The organism is Sphingobium ummariense RL-3, from assembly GCF_000447205.1.
Classification (GTDB): Bacteria; Pseudomonadota; Alphaproteobacteria; order Sphingomonadales; family Sphingomonadaceae; genus Sphingobium; species Sphingobium ummariense.
In genome coordinates this window covers 25,209-51,130 of record NZ_AUWY01000136.1, presented here as the reverse complement: position 1 = coordinate 51,130, position 25,922 = coordinate 25,209, and the positions used below count along the sequence as shown (strand labels likewise).

Below are 25,922 nucleotides of genomic sequence, written 5' to 3'. Positions count from 1 at the left end.
AACGGCCTGCTAAACTGGGCGCTCGGCGGCGGGAATCTGAAGGCGCTCCTTTCCTATGCCGACTCCAAGCTGCTCAACGTATCGGATGGCGACGGGACGGCGGCGGAGGACACCTATGCGTCCTTCAAGAATACGGCGCGCCAGACCTACAACGAACTCATCTACACCTCCGACAACTCCAAGCCGTTCACCTATCTGTTGGGTGTCAATTACTTCCGCGAGCATCTGGAACAGGCGATCGAGGTGCCCATTGCCGAAGCGCCTCTGGGCGGGGGCGTCACGCTCTACAACATCACCGTATTCGGCGGCGCGGTTCCGCTCATCACCACATCCTATGCTGCGTTCGGGCGCGCCCAATATGCGTTCACGCGCGATTTCAAGCTGTTTGCCGGCCTGCGCTACACCCGCGACAAGAAGTCGATCGTTCAGTATAACAACTTCATCAATGGCGGCGCGCTTCAGTCGTCCACTTCGAAATGGGATCGGCTGACCTACGAACTGGGCGCGTCCTATGCATTCAGCCCCACGCTCGACGGCTATCTCAAATATTCGACCGGCTTCAAGGGCGGCGGCTATTCAGCGGGCACGCTGGCGCCTTCCTTCCGTCCGGAGACCAACGCCAACTATGAGGCGGGGTTGAAGGGCAATTTCTTCAACCGTGCGCTGCAGGCCAATCTTGCCACCTTCTACATGAAATATGACGACCTGCAGGTGAACCAGATCGTCGGCGTCTCCTCCTCCGTCACCAACGCGGCCAAGGCGACGGTCTATGGCGTCGAACTGGAAACCTCCCTGCGCCTCGCCGATGCGCTGCGCATCGAATGGTCGGGCGCCTATCTGAATACGTCGTTCGACCGGTTCCAGACGGCAGACTCTTCCCGCCCCACGACGTGCGATCCGGGCACCGGGGTAGGCAATGTCCCCTGTTCGATCGACCTGTCGGGCAATGCTTTGCCGCAATCGCCCAAATATACGAGCAGCCTGGGCGGCTATTATGACATTCCGACCTCAACGGGGAAGGTCACGCTGGGCGCCCGCTACGACTGGAAATCGCGCGTATATTTCACCGAGTTCAACCTGCCCATTTCCTCGCAGAAATCGGTAGGCAAGCTCAACCTGTTCCTGAATTATGAAAGCGACAACGGCCGCCTGACGGGCAGCCTCTTCGTCAAGAATGTGACCAACGAACAGGTGAAGGGCAACGTGATCGTCGTGTCTTCCATCATCGGCTCGCTTGCGCTCGGCCAGTATCAGCCGGGCCGCCAGGTGGGCATGTCGGTGGGCTATCATTTCTAATCGGACCCGCAAGTCCGATCAGAATGAACAACGGGAAATTCTGGTCGGCGAAGTGCGCTTTGCCGGCCGGAATGCCTCCGCTGGAGGCGATGACGCGAAAGCGGCCGATCCGGTGCCGGGGCGGATCGACCGGACAATGAACAACTTTCTGGAGTTCTCCTGTTTATGCCGTCCTCTGACCAGGCTGCCGTTCCGCAGGACGTGGTGATCCATTATGACGTTCCCTGCACGCTGAGCGACGGGACAGTGCTCCGCGCCGATGTGGCGCGGCCGGCGGGGGAAGGACGATGGCCGGTCATTCTCGCACGCACGCCTTATGGCAAAGCCGTGGCGCCGGGGTTCACGACCGACCTGACGCACGGCGCCCGGCACGGGTATGTCACCATCATCCAGGACGTGCGGGGTCGCGGGACATCGGATGGCAAGGCCGATTTCCAACCATGGGTCGACGAGGGACGGGACGGCGCGGAGGTGGTGGAATGGGCGGCCGCCCTCCCCTATTCCAACGGCAGGGTCTATATGAGCGGCCCTTCCTATCTGGGGTTCGTGCAATGGGCGGCAGCGGCCGAGCAGCCGCCCTCCCTGCAGGCGATCAACCCCATCGTGCCGGTGGGCCACTTCAACCGCTCCTTCATCTATTGCAGCGGCGTCTTCGAGCTGGAGCTGAACGGCTACTGGTGGACCATGCTGGGCGTCGAAGAGCTCATGCGCCGCGACTGGGACTCCCCCGAGGCCCGGACCGAGGCCATCGCGCGCGCGGGCGCGTTGCTCGAAGCCCTGGCGCGGGACGGCGGCTACAACCATCTCCCGCTCAACCGTTTCGAGCCGGTGAAGCACAGCGCGCAGGGCGCGCAGCTTTTCGCGCTGCTAAAGAATGGCATCGACGATCCGTCCATGAAGGCCAGCGCCCGGGCGAACGAGTACGAGAATATCACCGTTCCCGCGCTGATCGTGGCCGGATGGTATGACATCTTCATCCGCGGTTCGATCGACCAGTTCGTCGGCCTCCGTTCAAGGGCGCGCAGCGACGGCGCGCGGACGAAAAGCCGGTTGATCGTCGGCCCCTGGGCGCATCATCCGCAGAGCAAGATGACGGGCGAACAGATATTGCCCGGTTCCGCCGCGATCCAAGCGCTTAACCCGGCTTATTCATCGGGCTCAGTCAGCAGGGTTGGCGGGAGTGGTGTAAGCGATTGCTTTGATGTAGGAAAATGGGTGTCTAGACCAGTCCTGCAGCGAGGCAATTTATGCCACGGGCCACACCCGCCGGGAGCGATGATAGCGCGCCGGGATTTTCGTTTCCAGCGATCGGGCGCAAGAAGATCACAGCCGCGTTCGACGGAGGTCGGCTCACCTCGGATGGCGGTGTTCTGCTGCTGGCACAGGCCGAGCGCGCGATGGGGCTTTGCCGGCGGCTTGCGGCTTGCATTGCCGATCCGCGGGACCCTGTGCGGGTGATCCATCGCCTTGATGACATCCTGCGTGCCCGGGTGTTCGCGATCGCCTGCGGCTATGAAGACGCCGATGATCTCGACGCTCTGCGCGACGATCCGGGCTTCCGTCTGGCGCTGGGCAAGCTGCCGGGATCGGGCGCGGGGCTGGCCAGCCAACCGACGATGAGCCGGTGGGAAAATGCGCCGACCACACGCGAACTGGCCAGGATGATGGCCGCGATGATCGACATCTACTGCACCAGCTACCCCGCCGCGCCGGCGGCGGTGACGCTGGATATCGATGACACCTGTGACGTTGTTCATGGCTATCAGCAGCTCTCCTTCTGGAACGGGCATCATGGCGAGCGCTGCTTCCTGCCGATCCATGTCTACGACACTGCCACCGGCCGACCGGTGGCGATGCTGCTGCGCACCGGCAAGACACCGTCGGGCGCCGAAGCTGCCGGCCACATCCGGCGCCTGGTGCGCCATCTGCGCCGGCACTGGCCCGAAACGCACATCACCATCCGCGGCGACGGGCACTATGGCCGGCCCGAGGTCATGGCCTTCTGCGAGGCGGCCGGCGTCGACTACGTGTTCGGCCTGCCGACCAACGCCGCGCTGCGTGCTGATCCCGAAATCGTCGCTGCCGCCGATGCCTGCGCGGTTAAGCGGGCTCAGCGCCAATATCCGGTCCTGCGCAACTATGCCGAGACCCGCTACGGCGCGAAGAGCTGGAAGTGCCAGCGCCGCGTCGTCGCCCGGATCGAGGCCAGCACGCTGGGCATGGACATCCGCTATGTCGTCACCTCGCTGGCCGAAGGTTCGGCTGAGCATATCTACGACACCCTCTACTGCGCGCGCGGCAACGCCGAGAACCTGATCAAGCGCCACAAGACCCAGCTTGCCAGCGATCGTACCTCGTGCCGCTCAGCCAATGCCAACCAGATGCGCCTCATCCTGCACACCGCCGCCTACTGGCTCGTGTGGCGCATCCAGCAGGAAATCCCGAAGGCTGCCGCGCTCGCCACCGCCGAGTTCGCAACGCTGCGCCTGCGGTTGCTCAAGGTCGCCGCCCGCGTCATCGAAACCGCTACGCGCATCCGCGTCGCCTTCGCGTCAGCCTGTCCCGATGCCAGCCTGTTCAGAACCATTGCCACCGGCCTCCGGCCGGCACCCACATAACCAGCGCGGCAGTGCCGCCCAAAGCCCGAGCCCTCGTCCTTCAACCTCGAAAAGCCCATCGATCCTGACGCGGTGAAAAAAACCGCCGGAGGAGCTTGCTCTGATCACCCGACGACCGACAAACCATGCTCGCACGAACCCGGAGCGGAGGCCTCATGAATAGTGCGGGTTAATCCCTTCGGCCATATGGGCCTTGCCGCCCGCTATTTTTCCGCGCTGGACGAAGGCGAGGAGGCAGCGCCGGTCAAGATCTGGATCATGGGCGCGAACAGGTGGCGCGACGAACAGGAATGGCCGATAGCGCGCACCGTCGTCACGCCTTGGTATCTGTCGAGCGGCGGCCAGGCCAATACGAGCGAGGGCGATGGCGTCCTGTCACCGCAACAGGGCAGTGGCGGACCACCCGACGCCTTCGTCTACGACCCGGCAAATCCCGTGCCCACGCGCGGCGGCGCGGTGTTCGGCGTAAGCTGCGTTCCGGGCGGCAGCGACCAGAATCTGATAGAGAAGCGCGATGACATATTGGTCTATACATCCGATATTCTGGAAGAGGAGATCGAAGTCACCGGAACGCCCTTTGTCGAACTGTGGGTGAAGACCGATGTGGTCGACACCGATTTCGTCGCCCGACTGGTGGACGTGCATCCGGACGGCACGGCGCGCCTCATCACCGACGGCATCATCCGCGCCCGCTATCGCGACGATCCCGACGACCTCACCCGGCAGGCGGAACCGCTGGAACCCGGCAAGCCCTATCTGCTGCGCATCGAACTTCTGCCGACGAGCAACCTGTTCAAGGCGGGGCATCAGCTGCAACTGGACGTCACCAGCAGTTGCTTCCCTCGCTGGGCGAGAAACCTCAACATCTGGGATGAATGGGGCGGCACATTGGCGGACGCGAAGGTCGCGCATCAGCAGGTGCTTCATGACGAAGCACATCCGTCCCGAATCCTGCTGCCGATCATCCCGGCGGCAAGCTGAGCGGCACGCCCGCCTGACCCTGCCTTCAGGCGGCGCTCGCGATGCGGATCAGAAGAGAGACGCCAGCCGCTCCTTCGTGATCGATTTCGCCTCCGCGACGATGCGGTCGATGAGTTCCCTGACGGTCGGGACGTCGTCGATCAGCCCGGCGACCATGCCGCAACTCCAGGCTCCCGCATCGACATCCCCGTCGACCATGATCCGGTAGTAGACGCCGGCGACCTGCTCGGCGATATCCTCGAATCGGATGCGGTCGCCCAGCGCCCGTTCCGTGTCGATAATTTGATCCACCGCCGGGTTGCGCAGCACGCGTTCGGTGTTCCTGAGCGGCCGCATGATGAGGCGCGTGTCGCGTTCTCCCGCCGCGACGATCGCCTGCTTCACGCGCTCATGCACCGGGGCCTCCTGCGTCGCCACGAAACGCGTGCCCAGATTGATGCCGTCCGCGCCCAGTGCGAGGGCCGCGACGAGCGACTTGCCGTCCGCCATCCCGCCGGACGCGATGAAGGGGACGGAAAGCGCCTTCGCCGCCAGCGGCAGCAGAATGAGGCCCGGCACGTCATCCTCGCCGGGATGCCCACCGCATTCGAAGCCGTCGACGCTGACCGCGTCGCACCCGATGTCCTGGGCTTTCAGCGCATGGCGGATCGAGGTGCATTTGTGGATGACCTTGACGCCCGCCGCCTTGAGCGCCGGCAGATGCTCAACGGGATTGTTTCCTGCGGTTTCGACGACCGGGATGCCCTTCTCGCAGATCACCCGCAGATAGCCCGGATAGTCCGGCGCGTTCACAACTGGCAGGAAGGTGAGGTTAACGCCAAATGGCTTGTCGGTCATGGCGCGGCACCGGTCGATTTCCGCCGCCAGATCGGCCGGCGTCCGCTGCGTCAGCGCCGTCAATATGCCAAGGCCGCCAGCTTCCGAAACAGCCGCCGCCAATTCGGCCTTGCCGACAAAATGCATGCCGCCCTGAACGATGGGAAATTGAATGCCGAATAATTGCGTGATGCGTGTCTGCATGGGGATTCCCTGAAAACGTCTTGACGGGTGATAATCAGGCCTGTGTCGAGCCGCCATGACCCTAACGCGCAACCGTCCGGTCGCAATTTGGGCAGGAGAGGGCGAGAGGCGGACGCCTGCATCGTCCGCTCATTCCACGGCATTACCCCGCTCGGCCGCCACGGCTCGCCGATAGGCCGGGCGCGCTTCGAGCCGGCGGAAATATTCAGTCGCGGCCGGAGGGAGATCATCGCCAAGGCCCAGCGCCTCCGCGAACTTGATGGCATAGCCGACCGATATATCGGCTGCGGTGAAACGACCACCGCACGCATGGTCCCGCCCGCGCATCATGCCCATCGCCGCTTCCAGACGCTTGAGGAACCAGCGCCGATAATCCTCAGCCACTTGGGGGTTGCGGCGCTCCGGCGGCTCGAGCATTGTATATCGGAAATATCGCGTCTGTGGAAAGGTGAGCGTCGCCTCCCCCATGTGCAGGAAGTTGAGATAGTCGGCATAGGCAAGGTCGGATGGCGCGACCGACAGCCCGGCTTCCCAATGCGTGTCGGCCAGATATTGCGCGATGGCGGAGGATTCGCTCATCGCCGCGCCATTCACGATCATGTATGGGATAGTGCCCAGCGGATTGATCTCCAGATAATCGGGCGCGCGAAACCGGGGCGGGAATGGCAGCATGTGCAACCTATATTCCGCGCCCAGTTCTTCCAGCATCCAGAGCGCACGAAACGACCGTGCCCCCTCGCAATGATAGAGTTGGATCACGGCCCCTCCCCTGCTCAGAGCAATACGTCGGCCGCCGCCAGAGCGTCCAGCCGATCCTCTCCATAACCCAATATTCCGCGCAGCACGCGGTCATTGTTCCGGCCATAGGGCGGCGCGCAAACATCATAGTGCGCCGGCGTTCGGGATAGCCGGAACGGCGCCGCCTCGATCATCGCCACGCCGGACAAGGGATGGGCGATGCGGACCAGATGCTCCCGCCCCCGCATCTGTGGAACGGCATCCATCCCATAAATGGACTGGACCCGATGGGCAGGAATACCGCACTGGCGCAGGCTCTCCTCCAGCCATTGTACATCCCGGCTCGCCGTCCACTCCTCGACAATCGCCTCCACCTCCTCGAGATGCTCTCGACGCGCTTGCACGGTGGCAAAGCGCTGGTCCCGCTCCAGACCCTCGCCGCCCATCAATCCAGCGAGATCGCGCCATTGCCCGTCATTCTCGACGGCCAGCGCGATCCATTGATCGTCTCCGGCCGCCCGGAATACGCCATGGGGCGCCATCAGCGCGTCGCGATTGCCCACCGCCCCCTGTATCTCTCCCGTCACCGAAAAGGCCGCGATCTGCGGCGCGAGAAACTGCACGCCCGCTTCGACCTGGGAAACCTCCAGATAGCACCCCTTCCCCGTGCGCCGCCGATAGTCGAGCGCCGCAAGCAGCACCGCCAGGCCGAAGCGGGGGGCCACGAAGTCGGTATAGGGTCCATAGGGGCCGACGAGTGGCCCGTCCGGCGCGCCCACGATATACTGGAACCCGGAAAGGGCGGCGCCATGGTTGCCATAGCCCGAGTAGCGGGCGTTGGGCCCATCCTGACCCGACAGCGAGGTGCTCACCATCACCAGTCCGGGGTTGATGGCGCGTAATTCTTCATAGGACAGGTTCCATTTCGCCATCTGCCCGGGGGTGAAGGACTCCACCAGGACATCCGCCCACCGGACGAGATCGCGAACCACATCCCGCGCTGCGTCCTTCGACAGATCGAGCGACAGCCCGAGCTTGCCGGCATTGCATGTCTCGAACAGCGCGGACTGCTGCACATCATATCGGCCGCCCGGAAACGGCCCCATGACGCGCGCCGTTTCAACCCGACGCGACGATTCGACCCGCACCACCGTCGCGCCAAAGTCCGCCAGCGTGCGCCCGATCAAGGGACCGGCCACCACCCAGGCAAGGTCGAGCACCTTGAGTTTCCCCAGCGGTCGCCCGATCGCATCGCCAGCCTCGGCGGAAGAAGGCGGCGACCGGCTCCCCGCCAGCCATTCGTCCCGGACCTCCGCATCATGTTCGCCCAGCCGGGGAGCGGGACGAGGCCACACAAATCCTTCAGGACAGCCACGGGCAAAGGCGCCCGGCATTCTGTAAGAGCCGAAAGGACCGTCAATCGTCTCGATGAAGCCTCGCGCTGCAAATTGGGCGCTCTCGGCCAGATCGGCCACCGTCAGGATAGGCGCGATGCGGACCCCGCGCTCGATCGCCACGCCCACCAACTCATCCTTGTGCCGCGCGGTGAGAAAGGATTGCACCCAGGCCCGAACCGCGTCGAGATCGGCCTCGCTCACCTCCCTGGAGATGATCTTCTCGTGAAGCCTGCTCCAGTCCCAGTCGCTGAATATGGGGTGGAACCAACCCTCGTCGCGCATCCACGTCATCAGCTTGTTGGACGCGGGACCGGCCGCCGGCCCGATGCCCAGATGCATCTCCGCCAGACCGTCCGACACCATCCACTTGGACTTGCGCGTGATCGATCCGCTGCCGCTCAAGTCCACGACATGCTCGTCCCCCGCCTTCCTGCGCGGCACGAAATCGGCATGCCCCACCCCTTCGGCGAGCACCGCGCCAAGCGTGCACTGCGGCAGCGTCTGGACAACCGCCAGATCGAGATGCTGCCCACGTCCTGTGCGGCTGCGATCGGTCAGGGCGATCAGCGCCGCGCTGACGGCGGTCGCCCCGGCATGGAGATAGGCTTGGGGAACACTGATGCGTAACGGCCGGTCGTCATGGCCGCGCGTCAGCCACAGCGGACCGCCCGCCGCCCAGAGGGTGATTTCACTATCCTGCCAATCATGCTTGGGACCTTCCAGCCCGAAGGGCGTGATCGAAACATGGACGAGATGCGGATGCCGTTCGGCCAGCGCCCCCGGATCGAGCCAGAAAGGCCGCCCTTCACGGGGCGTATAGGATTCGATCAAGATATCGGCCGATCGCAGCAGACGTTCCCATAACGCCCCATCCCCCTCGGGATCGGCGACGATGGAGCGCTTGCCCGCCGTATAGGTGGCCCAGAATAAGGATTGCTCGCCTTCCGGCCAGTCGGGCGCGAACGGCGGAAGCTGCCGGGCGATGTTCCCCCCTTCGGGTTCCACCTGCACCACGTCCGCGCCCATCTGCGCCAGCATATGCCCTGCAAGAAGCCCCCGATGATCGGTCAGGTCTATCACCCTGTAGGGCTTCAGAAAGCCCTCGCCATATCCTATCATATCCGGCAACGGTTTCTATCGGGCGAGTTCCTGAAGCCCGGCGACTTCCCTGCGGTGCTGTTCCGGGCCGGACGCAGGCACATGCTCGCCCGTCCGGTCGCCGATCCTGTCCATCTGCGACAGCAGCGCCGCCGCCATGTCCTCTTCCCCGATCAGATAAGCGCCGCTGGTCATCGTGATATGCGCCCGCGCGAAGCGCCCCGCACCCGCTAGAACGATGGCCCGGCTCGGCGCTTCTTCGGCTGAAAGCGCCACGACTGCGGGGGCGACCATGTCGCTGCCCAGCCGGGCAAGGTCGCCACTGTCATAGAGGCCGCTGGTCATACCGGTCGCCGCGCTGGGTGCGAGGCAATTCACATGGATACCGTATCGCTCCCCCTCGATCGCGAGCGTCTGCATCAGGCCGACCAGCGCCATCTTGGCCGCGCTGTAATTCGCCTGGCCGAAATTGCCGTACAGGCCCGACGAGGATGTGGTGAAGACGATCCGGCCATAGCCCCGTTCGCGCATCAAGTTCCAGACCGCGTGGGTACAATGGACCGATCCCATCAGGTTCACGTCGATCACCGCCCGGAAGTCCGCAATGGTCGATTTGGCAAAAGTGCGGTCGCGCAGGATGCCGGCATTGTTGACGAGGATGTCGACCTGCCCCCACTGCGCCACGATCGCGTCGACCATCGCGGTCACGCTGTCGGAATCAGCGACATTGGCCGGGCAGGCGATGGCCTGTCCGCCGGCGGCGACGATGTCCTGCGCCACCGCTTCCGCATCCTTTTGGGACAGGTCGTTCACCGCGACCATGGCACCGTGCCGGGCCAGCGCGAGCGCATGGGCGCGGCCCAGCCCCTGACCGGCGCCGGTCACCAGAGCGACATGGCCGGAAAGCGAGATGAGGGGGGCTGTCATGGGGTCATCCTTTCGATGGCTGCCTCCGCTGCCGGCGGAAGGCGAAGGGGCCACGCCGGTCAAGGCCGCGCGCCTTCGGTGTTGAGACGAATGAGCGGCTTCCCCGAGAAGCCGCCGGTGAAAAGATCCTGAATGGCCTGCGGAACGCTCTCCAGCCCGTCCCTGACTTCCTGCCAGGGACGAACGGTGCCGTTCGCGATCCAGGCGGACATCCGCTCGCGAAACCCGCCCAGCAGGTCGGCGCGATCGGAATAGGGCAGATAGCCCTGGACGTGGATACGCTGCGTCACGATGCGGTTGAGGTGGTGCATCATGTCGGACGCGCGCTCCTGATTATAGCTGCCGATCATCCCGCTGATCGCGAACCGCGCGTTGGGGTTCGCGTTGGCCAGCGCGGCGTCGAGATGCTCGCCCCCCACATTGTCGAGATAGATGTCGATGCCCTGCGGCGCCACCGCAGCCAGCTTTTCCTCTAGCGAGCCTGGAGTTTTATAATCGATCACGGCATCCGCGCCGATCTCTTTCAACCGCTCGCCCTTGGCGCTGCCGCCGGCGGAACCGATGACTGTGAGGCCGATGGCCTTGCCGATCTGCACCGCCGTGCTCCCGACCGCACCCGCCGCCGCCGACACGAACAGCGTCTCTCCGGCCTTGGCTTTGGCTATCTCAAACAGCCCATAATAGGCCACGAAGCCTGTGGAACCCATGGCGTTGAGATAATGTTCGGGCGCGCCGGACGAAGGCAGTTTTTCAAAGGCGGTCGCCGGTCCCTGCCCATAGTCGCGCATACCGAACTGGTGAAGAACCCGGGCGCCCGGTGCGAAATCGGCGGAGCGCGACGCGATCACTTCGCCCACGGCCCAGCCCGGAATGGGATCGCCCAAACCATAGGGTGCCAGATAGCCGCGCGTCTGCGCCGACATCCGCACCCGCATGGCCGGCCCGACCGTCAGCCAGTCGTTCCGCACCCGGACCTCCCCTTCGGCAAGCGGCGCATCGTCGAAATCGCGCAGTTCGAAAAGGTCGCTGCCGGGCAGGCCTTTGGCCCGCCGCACGAGCGTCCACGCCCGATATGTGCTTGTCATGGCAAGGGGTTCTCCAGAACTTTAGGGACCGAACGCGATCCGCGCTCGGCATGAAGGCTCAATCCGGTCGCCATGCAGAAGCAGACGACCGAGCCATAGAAGGGCAGGTCCGAAGACGACAGCAGCAGACCCGCGGCGATGATCGGCCCGGTGGCGAGGCCGGCAAAACCCTGACCGGTCGGGGCGCGGGCATGCCGATGGTCGCTTCGCCGCTCATCACGCGCCGATCGTCACGATGACTTTGCCGACCGCCGACCGGCTCGCCAGCCGGGCGATCGCCTCGCCGCCGCGTTCGAGGGGGAAGATCTGGTCGATCTTCGGCGTGATCCGACCCGCCGTCCACCAGTCGATCAGTTGCAGGATGTTGCGCCGGTTATGGTCGGGCGCGCGCCTGGCGAAGCCGCCCCAGAAGATGCCGCGAATATCGCAGGATTTGAGCAGCGGCAGGTTGAGCGGGATCTTCGGTATCCCCGCCGGAAAGCCCACGACCAGATAACGCCCTTCCCAGGCAATGCAGCGCAGGGCCGGCTCGGCATAGTCGCCTCCCACGGGATCATAGATGACGTGCGCGCCCTCCGGTCCCACCCGTTCCTTGAACGCCAGCCCCAGCGCGCGCGCCTGCTCCTTGTCGAAGGGCGCACGGTCATAGACCATGACGTCGTCGGCCCCGGCGGTAAGGACCACCTCGGCCTTTTCCTCGCTGGATACGGCGGCCACAACCCGCGCGCCCATGACCTTGCCGATCTCGATCGCCGCCAGACCGACGCCGCCCGCTGCCCCGAGCACCAGCAGCGTCTCGCCCGCGGTCAGATTTCCGCGGTCGGCCAGAGCATGGATCGTGGTGGCATAGGTGAGCAGAAGCCCGGCAGCCGCGATGGGGTCCTGCCCTTCGGGTATCTTGAACGCGTCGGCCGCATCGAACACCGCATATTCGACCAGCCCGCCATTCGATTGCGCCAGGGTCGCTATCAGGCTGTCGCCCTTTCGCCAGCCGGTCACGCCCTCGCCCACCGCATCGACGACGCCCGAAACCTCAACCCCCGGCGCGAAAGGCCGCGGCGGCTTGAACTGATATTTGTCCTCGATCACCAGAACGTCGGGATAGTTGATGCCGCAGGCCAGCACGCGCACCCGCAACTGGCCCGGGCCGGGGTCCGGAACCGGAATGTCGGACAGCCTCAGGGACTCCGGGCCGCCCGGATCGACGGAAAGCAGGGCTTTCATCACAGGACCTCGAACAGGCCGGCGGCGCCCATACCGCCCCCGACGCACATCGTCACCACGACATAGCGCGCGCCGCGCTTCCTACCCTCGATCAGCGCGTGCGCGACCAGCCGAGCGCCCGACATGCCATAGGGATGGCCGATGGAGATCGCGCCACCGTTCACGTTCAGCCGGTCTTCCGGAATACCCAGCCTGTCCTGGCAATAGATCACCTGCACGGCGAAGGCTTCGTTGAGTTCCCAAAGGCCGATATCGTCCATGGTAAGGCCGAAGCGCTGGATCAGCTTGGGGATGGCGAACACCGGGCCGATGCCCATCTCGTCCGGCTCGGTGCCCGCAACCGCCATGCCGACATAGCGGCCCAGCGGGCGTAGCCCGCGCTCGGCGGCGAGGCTCGCATCCATGACGACGACAGCCGCCGCGCCATCGGATAGCTGGCTCGCATTGCCTGCGGTGACGGTGCCGCCCTCGACCACGGTCTTTAGCGCGGCCAGTCCTTCAGCCGTCGTTTCGGGACGAGCGCCCTCATCCTTGGTCAGCGTGATGCGCTGCGACGATACCACGCCGGTGGCCTTGTCACGCACCGTCATGGTCGCCTCGACGGGCACGATCTCGTCATCGAACGCGCCATTCTGCTGCGCGGCCGCCGTGCGCTGCTGCGACCGCAGGGCGTAGGCGTCCTGCCGCTCACGCCCGATGCCGTAACGCCGCGCGACGGTTTCGGCGGTTTGCAGCATGGGCATGAACATGTCCGGCACCATCGCCACCAGTTCGAGATCCTCATCGATCCTGAGCGCCTCGGTCTGCACCAGCGAAATGGATTCGACCCCGCCTGCGACGATCACCTTCATCCGGTCGACCATGATCTGCTTGGCCGCCGTGGCGATCGTCATCAGGCCCGAAGCGCATTGCCGGTCGAGCGACATGCCCGCGACCGTGACTGGCAGTCCGGCGCGCATCGCCGCGGTTCGTCCGATGGTCGACTGATAGCCCTGCTGCAACGACGCGCCCAGCAGCACATCGTCGATTTCGGCCGGATCGATTCCGGCGCGCGACACCGCCGCCCGGATCGCGTGGGCGGCCAGCGTCGGCGACGGTGTCGCGTTGAACGCTCCGCGATAGGCGCGCCCGATGGGGGTGCGCGCGGCTGACACGATGACGGCGTCCTGCATGTTCAATCTCCTAGGCAGACCTTTGCGGTCACACGAAAAACTGGGTTACCCACGTCGCCACGACGGCGGGCTTGTCCTGCCCCTCGATTTCGACGCAGATGTCCTGCGTCTGTTCGAAGTGGCGGGGATTCTTCTCTTTCACGCTTCTGAGCGTCGAAACCGAACGGATGCGGCTGCCGGCCTTCACGGGCGAAACGAACCGGACGCGGTCGAAGCCGTAATTCACGCCGATCTTGATGTCCGGTAACCGCGCAGCCGTGGTCTTTTCCTCCAGATGGGACAGCAACGACAGGACCAGAAAGCCATGCGCGATCGTGCCGCCGAAACGGGTCTCTCGCGCGCGCTCCGGATCGACATGGATATGCTGCCAGTCCATCGTCGCGTCCGCGAACCGGTTGATCATCGCCTGATCGACGGTCAGCCAATCCGAATGGTGCGTGACCCCCTTGTCAGCCTGCAAACGCGCCAGCACGTCGCTCATCTGGCCTTGGCCTGGTCGAGCGACCGGCCATCGCGCGCCGCCTTCGCCAGAAGGGGGGATAGCGAAAAGTCATCGCCGAGCCGATCGGCATAGCGCTCCAGATCGGCGACGATCTTGGTGAGGCCGACCTGCTCCGCCCAGAACATCGGTCCGCCGGTATGGCGCGGCCAGCCATAGCCGTAGATCCAGACGACATCGATGTCCGAAGCCCGCTGCGCGATCCCTTCGCTCAGGATCTTGGCCCCTTCATTGACCATGACGTGCATGGTGCGGACCATGATTTCCTCGTCAGAAATCGCGCGCGGCGTCACCCCGGCCTTGGCGCGGTAATCATCGATGATCCCGGTCGCGGCCGGGGACGGAAGAGGACGGCGCTTCTCGTCATAGTCGTAGAAACCGCCACCGGCCTTCTGCCCCCATCGGCCCAGGGCATTCAGCGCGTCGCGTAGGCTTTCGATACGGGTCGGATCGCGATGCCAGCCAATGTCGACGCCGGCGAGGTCGATCATCTGCAACGGCCCCATCGGCATGCCGAAGCCGACCGAGACACGGTCGATCTGGTCGGGCGTCGCGCCCTCCAGCAGCATCTCCATCGCGCCTTCCAGCCGGGGATCGAGCATCCGGTTGCCGATGAAGCCGAAGCATACACCCGACACGACCGGCACCTTGCCGATCTTGCGCGCGATCGCCATGCCGGTCGCCAGCACGTCCGACGCGGTCTTGTCACCGCGCACCACCTCCACCAGCTTCATGATATTGGCGGGCGAGAAGAAGTGCAGGCCTACCACGTCCTGAGGCCGTTTCGTCACCTCCGCAATCTCATCGACCGAGAGGTAGGATGTGTTGGATGCGAGGATCGCGCCGGGCTTGGCGATGCCGTCGAGCCGCGCGAAAATCTCCTTCTTCACGTCCATATTCTCATAGACCGCCTCGATGATGAGATCGCAGTCCGACAGGGCGCTGAAATCCAGCGTCGGCGTCAGCAGCGCCAGCGCGCCCTCGACCTGCGCGCCGGTCATGCGCCCCTTGGCGGCGGTCGCCTCATAATTTTTCCGCATCAGGCCCGTGCCGCGGTCGAGCGCTTCCTCCGCCATCTCCACGATGGTGACGGGAATGCCGGCGGATAGGAAATTCATCGAAATCCCGCCGCCCATCGTGCCCGCGCCGATCACGCCGACCTTCGCGACGGATCGCAGCGCGACATCCTTGGGTAACCCGTCGATCTTGGCGGCGGCGCGCTCGGCGAAGAAGGCATGGCGCAACGCCTTCGACTGCGCGCCGTCCATCAACCGATGGAAAAGGCTCCGCTCCTTCTCCTGCCCGTCGGCGAGCGACAGCGTCGTTGCCGCGCGAACCGCCTCGATACAGGCCTGGGGTGCATCCAGCCCCTTGATCTTGCGCGCATTCTGTTCCGCGAAGCGATCGAATTCGCCCCCGTCGAAGGACACCGCGCGTTCGCCGGTCGGGCGCGGCCTGTCGAGCTTTGCAGCATAGGCGATTGCATCCTCGACCAGCCTTTGCTCCGGCACGACCTTGTCCACCAGATCGATGTCCAGCGCCTTCGCGCCCGAAATCGGGCTGCCCAAAACGATCATATCGAGCGCGGCGGGAATGCCGACGAGGCGGGGGAGCCGCTGGGTGCCGCCGGCGCCCGGCAGCAGGCCCAGGGCGACTTCGGGCAGCCCCAGCTTCGCGCTCGCGGTCGCGACGCGATAATGCGCACCCAGCGCGACCTCCAGCCCGCCGCCGAGCGCGGAGCCGTGGATGGCGGCGACGACAGGCTTGGCGCTGGCTTCGATGGCGTCGATTACCACCGCAAGGCCCGGCTCTGCGAGCGGCTTGCCGAACTCGGTGATGTCGGCGCCCGCGCTGAACATCCGCCCCGCCCCATGGATCACGATGGCTGAAATGCCGTCATCGCTCTGGGCGGCTTCTATCGCCTGATAGATGCCGCGCCGCACATCTTCCGACAGAGCGTTGACGGGCGGATTACCGATCTGAATTGCGAGGATGGTGCCGTGGCGATGTGTCTCGATCATATTCTCTCTCTCAAAAAATGGTTTCGCCCAGAGCGCTGGGTCGGGCGAAGGGGTGAGACGTCGAAAGTCCTGCATCCACGACGAGAGCATGCCCGTTGACGTAGCTGGCCTCGTCCGACGCAAGAAAGGCGATGGCCCGCGCGATTTCGGCCGGATGCCCGCCGCGCCGGAGCGGATTGAGCTTGCCGATCGATCCTTCCCGCCCCTTGGCGCGCGCCTTGTCATACAGCTCTCTGGTCATGCCGCTTTCGATCAGGCCGGGGCAGACCGCGTTGACGCGGATGCCCGATCCGGCGAGCTGCTGGGCCGCGATCTGGACGAGGTTCACGACGCCCGCCTTCGACGCCGAATAGGCCGGGCCGCCTGCCCCCGCGCGCAACGCCGCGACTGAAGCGGTGCAGACGATGGCGCCGGCCCTGCCGCTATCGACCATGGTCTTCGCGCCATGCCGGACAGCCAAAAACGGACCGATCAGGTTGATACGCAGCACCTGCTCCCAGCTTTCGACGCTCTGGTCGAACAGCCCCGCTTCGCCCCCCGTCACGCCCGCATTGGCGCAGATGATATCGACACCGCCGAAGCGGCTCGTCGCCAGCGCAAACATCGCCAGCACATCCTCTTCGCGCCCGGCGTCGCCCTGCATGGTGACGATCGCGGCTTCCCCAGCAAAGCTCTCCGCCAGTGTCTGGCTGGTATCGAACGCGACCACCTGCGCGCCTTCTTGTGCGAAGAGGCGCGTTGTCGCAGCGCCGATGCCAGAGGCCGCGCCAGTAATCGCCACAACCTTGTTCTTGAAGCGCGCCATGCTTTACGCCACCGGAGCGATGGTCATGCCGCCGTCCACCACGATGGCCTGGCCAGTCACATAGGAAGAGGCGTCGGATGCGAGGAAAAGCGCCGCTCCCGCCATTTCTCCCGGCTCGCCGATGCGGCGCAGCGGGATCTGCTGGCTGAACGCGGTCTCCTTTGCGGGATCTTCCCACAGCGCCTTGGCGAAGTCGGTCCGCGTCACACCGGGCGAGATGGCGTTGACCCGTACCTTGTGGGGTCCGAATTCGACAGCCAGATTGCGGACCATGGCGAGATCGGCGGCCTTCGACAGATGATAGGTGCCGATCGTGTCCGAACCGATGTAAGCGCCGATCGACGAAACGATGACGATCGACCCCGATTTGCGCTCGATCATGGACGGCGCGACCAATTGCGCCAGCCAGTGGTTCGACAGGATGTTGTTTTCCAGGATTTTGCGGAACTGGTCGTCATTGATCCCCAGCGTCGGCCCGTAATAGGGGTTGGATGCCGCGTTGCAGATCAGGATGTCGATGGGACCGATCCGCTCCTGGGTGTTTCTGACTAGCGCTTCCAGCGCCACCTTGTTGGAAATGCTGGCCTCGATGGGGGTCGCGCGCCCTTCGCCATGACGCGCGTTGATGGCGGCCGCGACATCCTCGCAGGACGCCTGCTTGCGGCTGGATATGACGACGCGAGCACCCGCGTCGGCCAGAGCCTCAGCGATGGCGCGGCCGATGCCACGTGACGATCCGGTCACGATGGCTGTCTTGCCGGAGAGGTCAAACAGGTTGCTCATGCTTCGTTCCTGACTCTGTTGAGTGCCTGCGACGTCAAAGCCTTGCCGGGCCTATCGCCATGCCGCCGTCGATGAGCAGCGACTGCCCCGTCATGAAGGCGCTCGCTTCAGCCGCCAGATAGACTGCTGCGCCGGCCATTTCGCCCGGCACGCCAATGCGGCACAGGGGCGTGCGCTTCGTAACCTGCTCGGCGCCCGCCGGGTCTTCCCATAGCCGCTTCGCGAAATCCGTCTTCGTGATGCCAGGCGAGATGGCATTGACCCTGATGCTGTGCTTGCCGAGTTCCACGGCAAGGTTGCGAACCATCTGGAGGTCGGCGGCCTTCGACACATGATAGGTGCCAATCATGCCGGACCCAAGATAGGCGCCGAGCGATGCGACGATGATGATCGACCCCGCCTGCCGCTCGATCATGCCGGGCGCGACGAGCTGGACGAGCCACTGGTTGGACAGGATGTTGCCGTTGATAATCTTGTGGAATTCATCGTCCGGAATTTCGAGCGTCGGCCCATAATGCGAACTGACCGCCGCGTTGCAGACCAGAATATCGACCGGACCACACTGCGCTTCCGCTTCCGTGACCAGCGCCCGCAGATCGTCCTTCACCGAAATGTCCGCCGCGATCGCGGTGGCGCGCGTTTCGCCCATTTGCGCGTTTATCGCGGCGGCGGCCTCCTCGCACGCATCGAGATTGCGGCTGGATATGACCACCTGCGCCCCGGCGTCCGCCAGCGCCTCCGCGATAGCACGGCCGATGCCACGCGACGACCCGGTAACGATGGCGACCTTGCCGCTCAGGTCAAACAGCTTGTTCACATTTCTCTCCAGTCTTCATGGTTCGAGGGCGCCGGCCAGCCGGGCCTGTTCCCAGCCGAGCCGCGCCATCGGCACTAGCTTGGCAGCGGCCTTTTCCGCCTCAAGGCTTGAAGCGGTGCCGTCGATGATGCGTTTGCGGATGCCCTGCACAATCCCGACGATGCGGAAGAGATTGAAGGCGAAATACCAGTGCGGGCTGGCGATGCGCGGCCGGCCGCTCATTTCGCAGTAGAGGTCGGTAATCTCGTCCAGCGAGGGAATGCCCGCCGCCTCCAGATCGACATTGCCCAGCGCCGCAAGGCCGTCCGCCGGCATCAGCCAGTGCACCGCGAAATAGCTGAAATCCGCCAGCGGATCGCCGATCGTGCTCAATTCCCAGTCGATGACGGCCAGCACCTTGGGCTCGGACGGATCGAAGATCAGGTTGTCCAGCCGATAGTCGCCATGAATGATCGTCGATGCCGACTGCTCGGGCACGGTCCGGCCCAGCCACTCCATCAGCTTTTCGACTTCCGGCACGTCCTCGGTCTGCGAGGCGCGATATTGACGGCTCCAGCGCGCGACCTGCCGCTCGAAATAATTGCCCGGCCGCCCGTAATTCGCCAGCCCGACCTGCGCCGGATCGAACCGGTGCAGCCGCGCAAGCGTTTCCACCATCTCGACATAGATCGCCCGGCGCGCCCCCGGCGTTTCATCGGGCAGCGCGCCGTCCCACAGCGTCCGCCCCTTGATCCGCTCCATGACGTAAAAGGCCGATCCGATCACCGCATCGTCCTCGCACAGGGCGATGGGACGCGGCACGGGAAAGCCCTCGGGATGGAGCGCGCTCAGCAGCCGATATTCGCGGTCGACGGCGTGGGCGGAGGCCAGCAACGCGCCCGCAGGCTTGCGACGCAGCACATAATGCCGTGTCGCCGTGTCGAGCGCGAAGGTCGGGTTCGATTGGCCGCCCGCAAACTTGTCGAAGCTGATCGGCCCTTCGAAATCCGGGACATGAGCCTCCATCCAAGCCGTCAATTTGCCGACGTCGAAGCCACTATCGACAACCGCAGCCTCAACCATCGCGGTAATTCCCATCTGCCTTGGCGCAAAGAAAGGCGACCCCCGGCATCAGCGCGTCGCTCCGACATCGCCGCTCGACAGGCTGTCGCCGGCCACATCCCGATATTTCTTGAACTCCGCCCGCGCGATGGCACGCGCATGCACTTCGTCGGGGCCGTCCGCCAGCCGCAGCGTCCGGGTGTTGGCCCAGTCGAAGGCGAGGTCGAAATCGTCGCACACCCCCGCGCCGCCATGCGCCTGAATGGCATCGTCGAGGATCTGGCATGCCATCATGGGCGCCTGAACCTTCAGCATCGCGATCTCGACCTGCGCGCTCTTGTTGCCGGCCTGATCCATCATGTCCGCCGCCTTGAGGCAGAGCAGCCGCGTCATCTCGATGTCGATGCGCGCGCGCGCGATGCGTTGCTCCCACACCGATTGGCTCGCGATCGGCTTGCCGAAAGCCTGCCGCGACAGCAGGCGGCCCGCCATCGCCTCCAGCGCGTTCTCGGCGACGCCGATGGTACGCATGCAGTGATGGATGCGCCCCGGCCCGAGCCGCCCCTGCGCGATCTCGAAACCGCGCCCCTCGCCCAGCAGCATGTTGCTCGCCGGAACCCGCACATTGTCCAGCACCACTTCGCCATGCCCGTGCGGCGCATGGTCATAGCCATAGACGTTCAGCATGCGTTTGATCGTCACGCCCGGCGTATCCATCGGCACCAGGATCATGCTCTGCTGGCGATATTTGTCGGCGTCGGGATCGGTCTTGCCCATGACGACCGCCACCTTGCAGCGCGGATCACCGGTACCGGTCGACCACCATTTGCGCCCGTTGATGACATATTCGTCGCCCTCACGCCGGATCGACGTCTGGATATTGGTGGCGTCCGAGCTGGCGACGTCTGGTTCGGTCATCAGGAAGGCGGACCGGATTTCACCGTTCATCAGCGGGCGCAGCCATTGTTCCTTCTGCTCCAGCGTGCCGTAGCGGTGGAGTACTTCCATATTGCCGGTATCCGGTGCCGAGCAGTTGAACACCTCCGAACCCCAGAAGACGCGGCCCATCTCTTCGGCGCACAGCGCATATTCAAGGTTGGTGAGTTGCTCGCCCTCAAACACGAAGCTGTTGTCGACATGCTCCTGGCCCGAATGCGGGGGCATGAAGAGGTTCCACAGGCCCTGCTCGCGCGCCAGCGGCTTCAGATCCTCGATGACCTGCATCACCTTCCAGCGGGGTTCCGCCGCCACTTCAGCTTCAAAGTCGCCCAAGCGGGACCTGACGTTGGTCTGGATGAACGCGCGCACGCGATCGCGAAAGGAAGTCTGGCGGGCGGTAAGTGTGAAATCCATCGTTCATTCCTCAAATAAAATTATCTCGCACCAGAACCTCAGTCCTGCATCGCGTCGGAGAGAAGCAACGCCCGCACGTCATTTTTCATGACCTTGCCATTGGCGTTGCGCGGCAAAGGTTCATGGTGAAAGCGGATCACCACCGGGATTTTGAACGCCGCCAGCCGCTCGCGAAGCCAGAGCTTCAGCGCATCTTCGCTGACCTCATGCCCCTCGGCGATCAGGCACATCGCACCGGGTTCCTCGCCCAGCCTGTCATGCGGCAGGGCGACCACCGCCGCGTCCGTGACCGCAGGATGGCTGAACAGCGCGTTTTCAACCTCAACGGCATAGATATTCTCGCCCCCGCGGATGATGACATCCTTGCTGCGGCCGACGATGGTGCAAAAGCCTTCCTCGTCCAGCCGCGCCAGATCACCGGTTCGCAGCCAGCCGTCGCCGAAAGTCGCTCCGGTGGCTTCGGGATTCTGCCAATATCCCATCACGACCTGCGGTCCCTGAACGCATAATTCCCCGATCTCGCCGATAGGAAGTGGCTCGCCCGCCTCGTTGACCACGCGCAGATCATCGACCGGCAGCGGCGGTCCGCAACTGTCGGGCCTGCTGAGATAATCTTCCGCGCTGTGCCCCGTGATCGTGCCCGACGTTTCCGTCATGCCCCAGCCATTATAGGGAACGGCCGACAGTTCGCGCTCAATTAGGAAAGGCAGGTCCGGCGCGGCCGGCGCCCCGCCATAGGGCACATAATTGAGCGAACTGAGATCGAACCGGCTCCTCTCCGGGGAATCGATCAACTGCCACGCGATGGTCGGGACGCCGCCCGCCGACGTGATCCGCTCCCGCTCGATCAGCCCCATCGCTTCGACCGCGTTCCACTTGTGCATCAGCACTACCTTACCCCCGCAGGCGAAGGCGGACATCAGCAGCGCGGCACAGCCGGTTACGTGGAACAGCGGGATCGTCATCAGCGTGACCGAAGGCGTCGGCTCGCTGACCGGCTCGCCACGCCGCAATGCGCCGCGCTGTGCGATGAAGTCGATCGCCACCAGACCCGAGAGCATGTTGCGGTGCGTACCCAGTGCGCCCTTGGGCCGCCCCGTCGTTCCGCTGGTATAGAAGATCGTCAGCGGATCGTCGGGCTTCATATCCACATCCGGCAGCGGCCGGTTGGGCAATCGGCCATAGTCCGCCACGACACCGATGACGGATTCGAGTGAAGCGATACCGGAGCGCGACGACCGCGAGACGATGATTTTCAGGCGATCGGCGAATTCCGGATCGCCGTTCATGACGCGTTCGAAGCGTTCATCGTCGCAGATAAGGACAGTGGAGCCGGACTGCTCCAGCGCGTAAGCGAGTTCCTCGCCCGTCCACCATGCATTGAGCGGCACGGCGATAGCCCCACACACCGTCGCCGCGAAGAGCGCCACCGGCCATTCGGGCACGTTCCGCATCGCGATCGCGACGCGATCCCCCTGCTTCACACCCTCGCGGACGAGATGATCCGCCAGTGTCGCAACCGCGCGGAACCAGCCCTCATAAGTGACGCGCTCGTCATTTAGGACAAGGAACTCCCGCGCGCCATGCTTGGCCCGCACCTGCTTCGCCAGTTCGGCAACATTGGCAGGAAGGCTTGCCCATGTCCGCAATTCTCGGCCGTTGATGACTTCCTTGCGGATTTCAAAGCGCGAGCCCGGAACACAGAGCTGTGCTTCCGCTTCCTTGAGCGACATGGCGGGCCAGGATTTAGTCATTCTGCGCTCCCACGCTTGCAAGTTTATCGGCCGGAACTGCCTCGACACCTTCCAGAAACGCGGCGATTTCATCCACTGCGCGACCCGCTGCCGACAGTTCCTGGGGAAAGAGGTGGAAGGCGTGCGGCAAATGCGGCCAGATGCTCAGATGAACCGTCACCCCCAGCCGCCACAGCGCGGCGGCGAAGGCGACGTCCTGATCGCGCAGATATTCGTCGGACGACGCCTGAATGATCGTCGGCGGAAATCGCTCAAGGACATCCGAATCGGCTGCGGCAGGCGAAACCAGGGGATTGTCCACTGTCGTAACGCCCTGAAGATATAGCTCTGCAATCCTTGTCTGCGTCGTTGGCTCGCATGTCGGGTCGTCGGAACCCGGCGGCATCTGGTCGGGCGGCCGGAAATCGACGACGCCGGACAATAGAGCCAGCGCATCGGGCAGCCGGGCGCTGCGCGAAATAATATCGATCACGAGCGCTGCGGAGAGGTTGCCGCCCGCGCTATCGCCCATCAGGGCGACGGAGGCGGCCGCCAACGGCCCGGCCCGCCCGTTGGAACATGCGTAGTCATAAGCGCGCGCGGCATCCTCAAGACCCGCCGGAAACGGATGTTCGGGTGCAAGGCGATAATTCGGCGCGAACACCGCGCGTCCGGTCCTTCGCGCGATGAGATCAATCAGATGGCGGTGCGTGTCCACCGACCCGGCGAACCAGCCGCCGCCATGGATATAGACGATGTGGTGGCCCGGCTCCGCCTGCGGCGGCACGAACCACTCGCCCGAACAGGTGCCGAGATCGACCGGCGTCGTGCCGCATCCGAATTCGCGCTCTGCACCTGTCAGGCAATAATTGTCCATAACGTAGCGCATCGCGACTTCAAGATCGTCCGTCTCATCCGAGCGCGCGATCAAGCCCGCTATATGGTCTTTGACTATTCGGGCCTGCGCCACGCTCGGATGTTCGGTCAGCATCGCTTTTCTGTCGTTTCTTTCTAGAAATGATATCCGAACGATGCGCCGATCTGCCGTGGCGGCTGATACTGGCTGAGCGCGAGCGACCCGATCAGCGCGGACACCACGATCACGTTCGATTTGACCTGTTCGTTGGTGACGTTCTTCGCGAACAGGCTCGCCGTGATCCGCCGGTCTTCGCTCTCATAGTTGAGCGACAGGTTGAGCTTGCCCACCGCCGCCTGCGACGAGACGGGGATGTTGAACTCGCTGAAATAGAGCCGCGACTTCCAGTCATATCGAGCGCCCAGCGTGACCTTGCCCGATGAGATCGGCACTTCATAATAGCCGCCGGCGCTGACGCTGTATCGGGGGGCCTGCGGCAGGGTGTTGCCATCCAGGTCGAACCGCCGCGTACCGTCAGGATCGACCGTCCCCAGATTGGGGCGCGCTGGATCGCCAGTGCGGAAACGGTCGAAGGTCGCGTGGAGATAGGCGCCCGACACCTCGAACCGCAGGGCCTCGACCGGCCGGATGACGGTTTCGGCTTCGATGCCGTAGATGGTCGCCTTCGCGGCGTTCACGACCTGCGTGGACGCGCCGTTAATCTGGTTCACCTGAAGATTGTCATATTTCATGTGGAACGCGGCGATATTCGCCTGCAATCCCCGGTCGAAGAACCAGCCTTTCAGGCCCGCCTCAAGATTGGTGTTCTTTTCCGGATCGAAGGCCGGGGCGAGACCGCCGGCGGAAAAGCCGCCGCCCTTATAGCCGGTGGCATATTTCAGATAGGCATCGAGGGTCGTGTTGAAGGCGTAGGACGCGCCGACTTCATAGGTGAGCTGACTGGAAGACGTGCTCTGCCTCGGCAGAACGCCGACATAGCTGTTATAATCGTCCAGATCGACCTTCTTGTCATGCGTGTACCGCAAGCCGGCGAAGATCTTTGCCTCCGGCGTCAGGGCATATTGGGCATGGCCGAAAAAGGCATAGGAGGTCGTGTTGATCTTCGCGCCCAGATCGACCGGCATCGGCAGCAGGCTGATCGGCACCGAAATATCCTGCTTCAGCTTCTCGTGGAAATAGTTGGTGCCGATGATGTAGGTGAACGGCTTCGACGCGTCGGACGAATAAAGCAGCTCCCCATAATATTGGTGGGTCTTGTTGTTGAAGTCGGAATAGGTGTGCAGCGCGTCTGTGCCGTCGCCGTCCTGGATGTTGTGGATCTTGGTATCAGCATAGGAACCGACCGCCTTGAGGTCGCCGCTCCCTAGCGCCCAGTTCAGCGTCAGGTTGACATTCTTGCCTTCGATCCGCCGCATCCCTTCGTTATTATAGACTTCGCGCTTGCGGACGCTTCCGGTCGACTGCCCGACAAGGATCGCGGGGAGAGGCTGGGCCGGATCGGGCGTGCCTTCCAGGAAGGTCGCCGGGCCATCGGAGTGATCGCGCTGATATTCGACCAGCAGTCGGGCGTTGAAACTGTCGGACGGCTCCCACTTGATCTGGCCGCGAACCGACTGATTGTTCGCGTCGTCCAGCCGGCTAGGCGCGTTGGTGGTGACCAGATTGTTCGAGTAGCCGGGCGCGTAGGTCTGGGGCCTCGACAGATTCTTCGTATAGCCGCGATTGTAGGTCTGCTGGGCGGAGAGACGGGCGGTCAGGGTGCCCGATGCATTGAGCGGCCCGCTGACATAGCCTGCCGTGTTGATCCGGCCGGGATCGATGCCCGCCGTGACGTCGAAGCCGTAATGCACGTCCGGCGTCGGCTCGTTCGGGATGATGTTGACGGCGCCACCGGTAGCGTTGCGTCCGAACAGCGTGCCTTGCGGACCGCGTAGAACCTCCACCCGCGCCACGTCGAGGAAGGTCGACAATGTCAGCAGCGGCTGCGCCATGTAGACGCCGTCCACCTGGATCGACACGCCCGAATCCGATCCGGCGTTGATCGACGACCCATTGCCGATGCCTCGGATCGCGACGTTGGCCGAATTATAGCTGTTGCCGATCTGGATGTTGGGATTGGGACCGACGAGATCGGTCAGCGCCACGGTCTGGGCGGCACGCAGCTTGTCGCCCGAATAGGCCGACACCGCGATGGGCGTCTTCAGGATCGTCTCGCTGCGGCGGGATGCGGTAACCACAATATCCTCTATCTGGTCCACGCCGGACGATTGACCGCCCTGCGCGGGCGCATCGGACGTCTGCGCATAGGCAGCCGGAACGGCTGCGGCTCCGCAGAGCAGCGCAAACACGCAATGGCCTTTCATCATGACAACCCCTCCATCAGTTTTGTCTTTTTGTGCCGATTCGCTTTTTATCGATTTCAGCTAGATGGAGAATG

At 64.1% G+C, this 25,922-nt stretch carries 20 protein-coding genes and 1 pseudogene; 4 read left to right on the top strand and 17 right to left on the bottom strand.

The annotated features are described in order from the left end of the window. Positions 1-6 precede the first annotated feature (6 nt). The 4 genes and pseudogenes from M529_RS46810 (at position 7) to M529_RS46800 (ending at position 4,895) form a co-directional block, all read left to right on the top strand. Positions 7-1,296, top strand: coding sequence for a TonB-dependent receptor (locus M529_RS46810; RefSeq protein WP_084491359.1), 1,290 nt, complete (start codon positions 7-9; stop codon positions 1,294-1,296). A gap of 165 nt (positions 1,297-1,461) precedes the next feature. After that, positions 1,462-2,406, top strand: a pseudogene (locus tag M529_RS50475) (CocE/NonD family hydrolase); the annotation flags it as partial. A 137-nt stretch (positions 2,407-2,543) separates the two neighbouring features. Continuing rightward, positions 2,544-3,914: an IS1380 family transposase gene (locus M529_RS46805; RefSeq protein ID WP_020817822.1), complete on the top strand. Its 1,371-nt coding sequence runs from the start codon at positions 2,544-2,546 to the stop codon at positions 3,912-3,914. Between the two features lie 162 nt (positions 3,915-4,076). After that, on the top strand, positions 4,077-4,895 hold the full coding sequence (locus M529_RS46800) for a CocE/NonD family hydrolase (protein WP_152522683.1): 819 nt from the start codon (positions 4,077-4,079) through the stop codon (positions 4,893-4,895). A gap of 48 nt (positions 4,896-4,943) precedes the next feature. On the opposite strand, the gene M529_RS46795 is transcribed toward M529_RS46800, so the two are convergent. The 17 genes from M529_RS46795 to M529_RS46720 form a co-directional block, all read right to left on the bottom strand. Next, positions 4,944-5,915: an NAD(P)H-dependent flavin oxidoreductase gene (locus M529_RS46795; protein ID WP_021320066.1), complete on the bottom strand. Its 972-nt coding sequence runs from the start codon at positions 5,913-5,915 to the stop codon at positions 4,944-4,946. 129 nt (positions 5,916-6,044) lie between these two features. Beyond that, complete coding sequence (locus M529_RS46790; RefSeq protein WP_021320065.1) at positions 6,045-6,674, bottom strand: glutathione S-transferase family protein; 630 nt, start codon at positions 6,672-6,674, stop codon at positions 6,045-6,047. Positions 6,675-6,688: 14 nt separating this feature from the next. Further along, positions 6,689-9,169, bottom strand: a complete 2,481-nt coding sequence (locus M529_RS50150; protein WP_021320064.1) for a CaiB/BaiF CoA-transferase family protein — start codon at positions 9,167-9,169, stop codon at positions 6,689-6,691. Positions 9,170-9,184: 15 nt separating this feature from the next. Continuing rightward, entirely contained in the window at positions 9,185-10,075 is an 891-nt protein-coding gene (locus M529_RS46785; protein ID WP_021320063.1) for an SDR family NAD(P)-dependent oxidoreductase, read from the bottom strand. A 59-nt stretch (positions 10,076-10,134) separates the two neighbouring features. Further along, entirely contained in the window at positions 10,135-11,160 is a 1,026-nt protein-coding gene (locus M529_RS46780) for an NADP-dependent oxidoreductase (RefSeq protein WP_021320062.1), read from the bottom strand. Between the two features lie 216 nt (positions 11,161-11,376). After that, positions 11,377-12,384, bottom strand: coding sequence for an NADPH:quinone oxidoreductase family protein (locus tag M529_RS46775; RefSeq protein ID WP_021320061.1), 1,008 nt, complete (start codon positions 12,382-12,384; stop codon positions 11,377-11,379). Then, positions 12,384-13,556 (bottom strand): acetyl-CoA C-acyltransferase, encoded by a 1,173-nt coding sequence (locus tag M529_RS46770; protein WP_021320060.1) that lies wholly within the window; start codon positions 13,554-13,556, stop codon positions 12,384-12,386. The genes M529_RS46775 and M529_RS46770 overlap by 1 nt, the downstream gene beginning before the upstream one ends. 28 nt (positions 13,557-13,584) lie before the next feature. Further along, positions 13,585-14,037, bottom strand: coding sequence for a MaoC family dehydratase (locus M529_RS46765; protein WP_021320059.1), 453 nt, complete (start codon positions 14,035-14,037; stop codon positions 13,585-13,587). Beyond that, on the bottom strand, positions 14,034-16,076 hold the full coding sequence (locus M529_RS46760; RefSeq protein ID WP_021320058.1) for a 3-hydroxyacyl-CoA dehydrogenase NAD-binding domain-containing protein: 2,043 nt from the start codon (positions 16,074-16,076) through the stop codon (positions 14,034-14,036). Before M529_RS46760 ends, M529_RS46765 begins: the two co-directional genes overlap by 4 nt. Before the next feature lie 10 nt (positions 16,077-16,086). Next, on the bottom strand, positions 16,087-16,881 hold the full coding sequence (locus tag M529_RS46755; protein WP_021320057.1) for an SDR family NAD(P)-dependent oxidoreductase: 795 nt from the start codon (positions 16,879-16,881) through the stop codon (positions 16,087-16,089). Between the two features lie 3 nt (positions 16,882-16,884). Next, entirely contained in the window at positions 16,885-17,664 is a 780-nt protein-coding gene (locus M529_RS46750; RefSeq protein ID WP_021320056.1) for an SDR family NAD(P)-dependent oxidoreductase, read from the bottom strand. 34 nt (positions 17,665-17,698) lie between these two features. Then, a complete protein-coding gene (locus M529_RS46745) occupies positions 17,699-18,481 on the bottom strand; it encodes an SDR family NAD(P)-dependent oxidoreductase (protein WP_021320055.1) in 783 nt (260 codons plus the stop codon). Between the two features lie 15 nt (positions 18,482-18,496). After that, positions 18,497-19,543, bottom strand: coding sequence for a phosphotransferase family protein (locus tag M529_RS46740; RefSeq protein ID WP_031295789.1), 1,047 nt, complete (start codon positions 19,541-19,543; stop codon positions 18,497-18,499). Between the two features lie 48 nt (positions 19,544-19,591). Continuing rightward, the gene (locus M529_RS46735) at positions 19,592-20,875 is read right to left on the bottom strand and encodes an acyl-CoA dehydrogenase family protein (protein ID WP_021320053.1); all 1,284 of its coding nucleotides are present in this window, start codon (positions 20,873-20,875) and stop codon (positions 19,592-19,594) included. Between the two features lie 38 nt (positions 20,876-20,913). Next, positions 20,914-22,629 carry a class I adenylate-forming enzyme family protein gene (locus M529_RS46730; protein WP_031295788.1) on the bottom strand — a complete coding sequence of 572 codons (1,716 nt, stop codon included), beginning with the start codon at positions 22,627-22,629 and terminating at the stop codon, positions 20,914-20,916. After that, a complete protein-coding gene (locus M529_RS46725) occupies positions 22,622-23,599 on the bottom strand; it encodes an alpha/beta hydrolase (protein ID WP_021320051.1) in 978 nt (325 codons plus the stop codon). Before M529_RS46725 ends, M529_RS46730 begins: the two co-directional genes overlap by 8 nt. Positions 23,600-23,619: 20 nt before the next feature. Continuing rightward, complete coding sequence (locus tag M529_RS46720; RefSeq protein ID WP_021320050.1) at positions 23,620-25,851, bottom strand: TonB-dependent receptor; 2,232 nt, start codon at positions 25,849-25,851, stop codon at positions 23,620-23,622. Positions 25,852-25,922 lie beyond the last annotated feature (71 nt).

What these genes read in the sequence shown, in the direction of transcription:
- M529_RS46805 (WP_020817822.1), top strand. Translation starts at nt 2,544, where the DNA reads ATGCCACGGGCCACACCCGCCGGGAGCGATGATAGCGCGCCGGGATTT.
- M529_RS50150 (WP_021320064.1), bottom strand. Translation starts at nt 9,169, where the DNA reads ATGATAGGATATGGCGAGGGCTTTCTGAAGCCCTACAGGGTGATAGAC.
- M529_RS46795 (WP_021320066.1), bottom strand. Translation starts at nt 5,915, where the DNA reads ATGCAGACACGCATCACGCAATTATTCGGCATTCAATTTCCCATCGTT.
- M529_RS46770 (WP_021320060.1), bottom strand. Translation starts at nt 13,556, where the DNA reads ATGCAGGACGCCGTCATCGTGTCAGCCGCGCGCACCCCCATCGGGCGC.
- M529_RS46740 (WP_031295789.1), bottom strand. Translation starts at nt 19,543, where the DNA reads ATGGTTGAGGCTGCGGTTGTCGATAGTGGCTTCGACGTCGGCAAATTG.
- M529_RS46735 (WP_021320053.1), bottom strand. Translation starts at nt 20,875, where the DNA reads ATGGATTTCACACTTACCGCCCGCCAGACTTCCTTTCGCGATCGCGTG.
- M529_RS46780 (WP_021320062.1), bottom strand. Translation starts at nt 11,160, where the DNA reads ATGACAAGCACATATCGGGCGTGGACGCTCGTGCGGCGGGCCAAAGGC.
- M529_RS46755 (WP_021320057.1), bottom strand. Translation starts at nt 16,881, where the DNA reads ATGGCGCGCTTCAAGAACAAGGTTGTGGCGATTACTGGCGCGGCCTCT.
- M529_RS46775 (WP_021320061.1), bottom strand. Translation starts at nt 12,384, where the DNA reads ATGAAAGCCCTGCTTTCCGTCGATCCGGGCGGCCCGGAGTCCCTGAGG.
- M529_RS46725 (WP_021320051.1), bottom strand. Translation starts at nt 23,599, where the DNA reads ATGCTGACCGAACATCCGAGCGTGGCGCAGGCCCGAATAGTCAAAGAC.
- M529_RS46720 (WP_021320050.1), bottom strand. Translation starts at nt 25,851, where the DNA reads ATGATGAAAGGCCATTGCGTGTTTGCGCTGCTCTGCGGAGCCGCAGCC.
- M529_RS46765 (WP_021320059.1), bottom strand. Translation starts at nt 14,037, where the DNA reads ATGAGCGACGTGCTGGCGCGTTTGCAGGCTGACAAGGGGGTCACGCAC.
- M529_RS46760 (WP_021320058.1), bottom strand. Translation starts at nt 16,076, where the DNA reads ATGATCGAGACACATCGCCACGGCACCATCCTCGCAATTCAGATCGGT.
- M529_RS46730 (WP_031295788.1), bottom strand. Translation starts at nt 22,629, where the DNA reads ATGACTAAATCCTGGCCCGCCATGTCGCTCAAGGAAGCGGAAGCACAG.
- M529_RS46750 (WP_021320056.1), bottom strand. Translation starts at nt 17,664, where the DNA reads ATGAGCAACCTGTTTGACCTCTCCGGCAAGACAGCCATCGTGACCGGA.
- M529_RS46785 (WP_021320063.1), bottom strand. Translation starts at nt 10,075, where the DNA reads ATGACAGCCCCCCTCATCTCGCTTTCCGGCCATGTCGCTCTGGTGACC.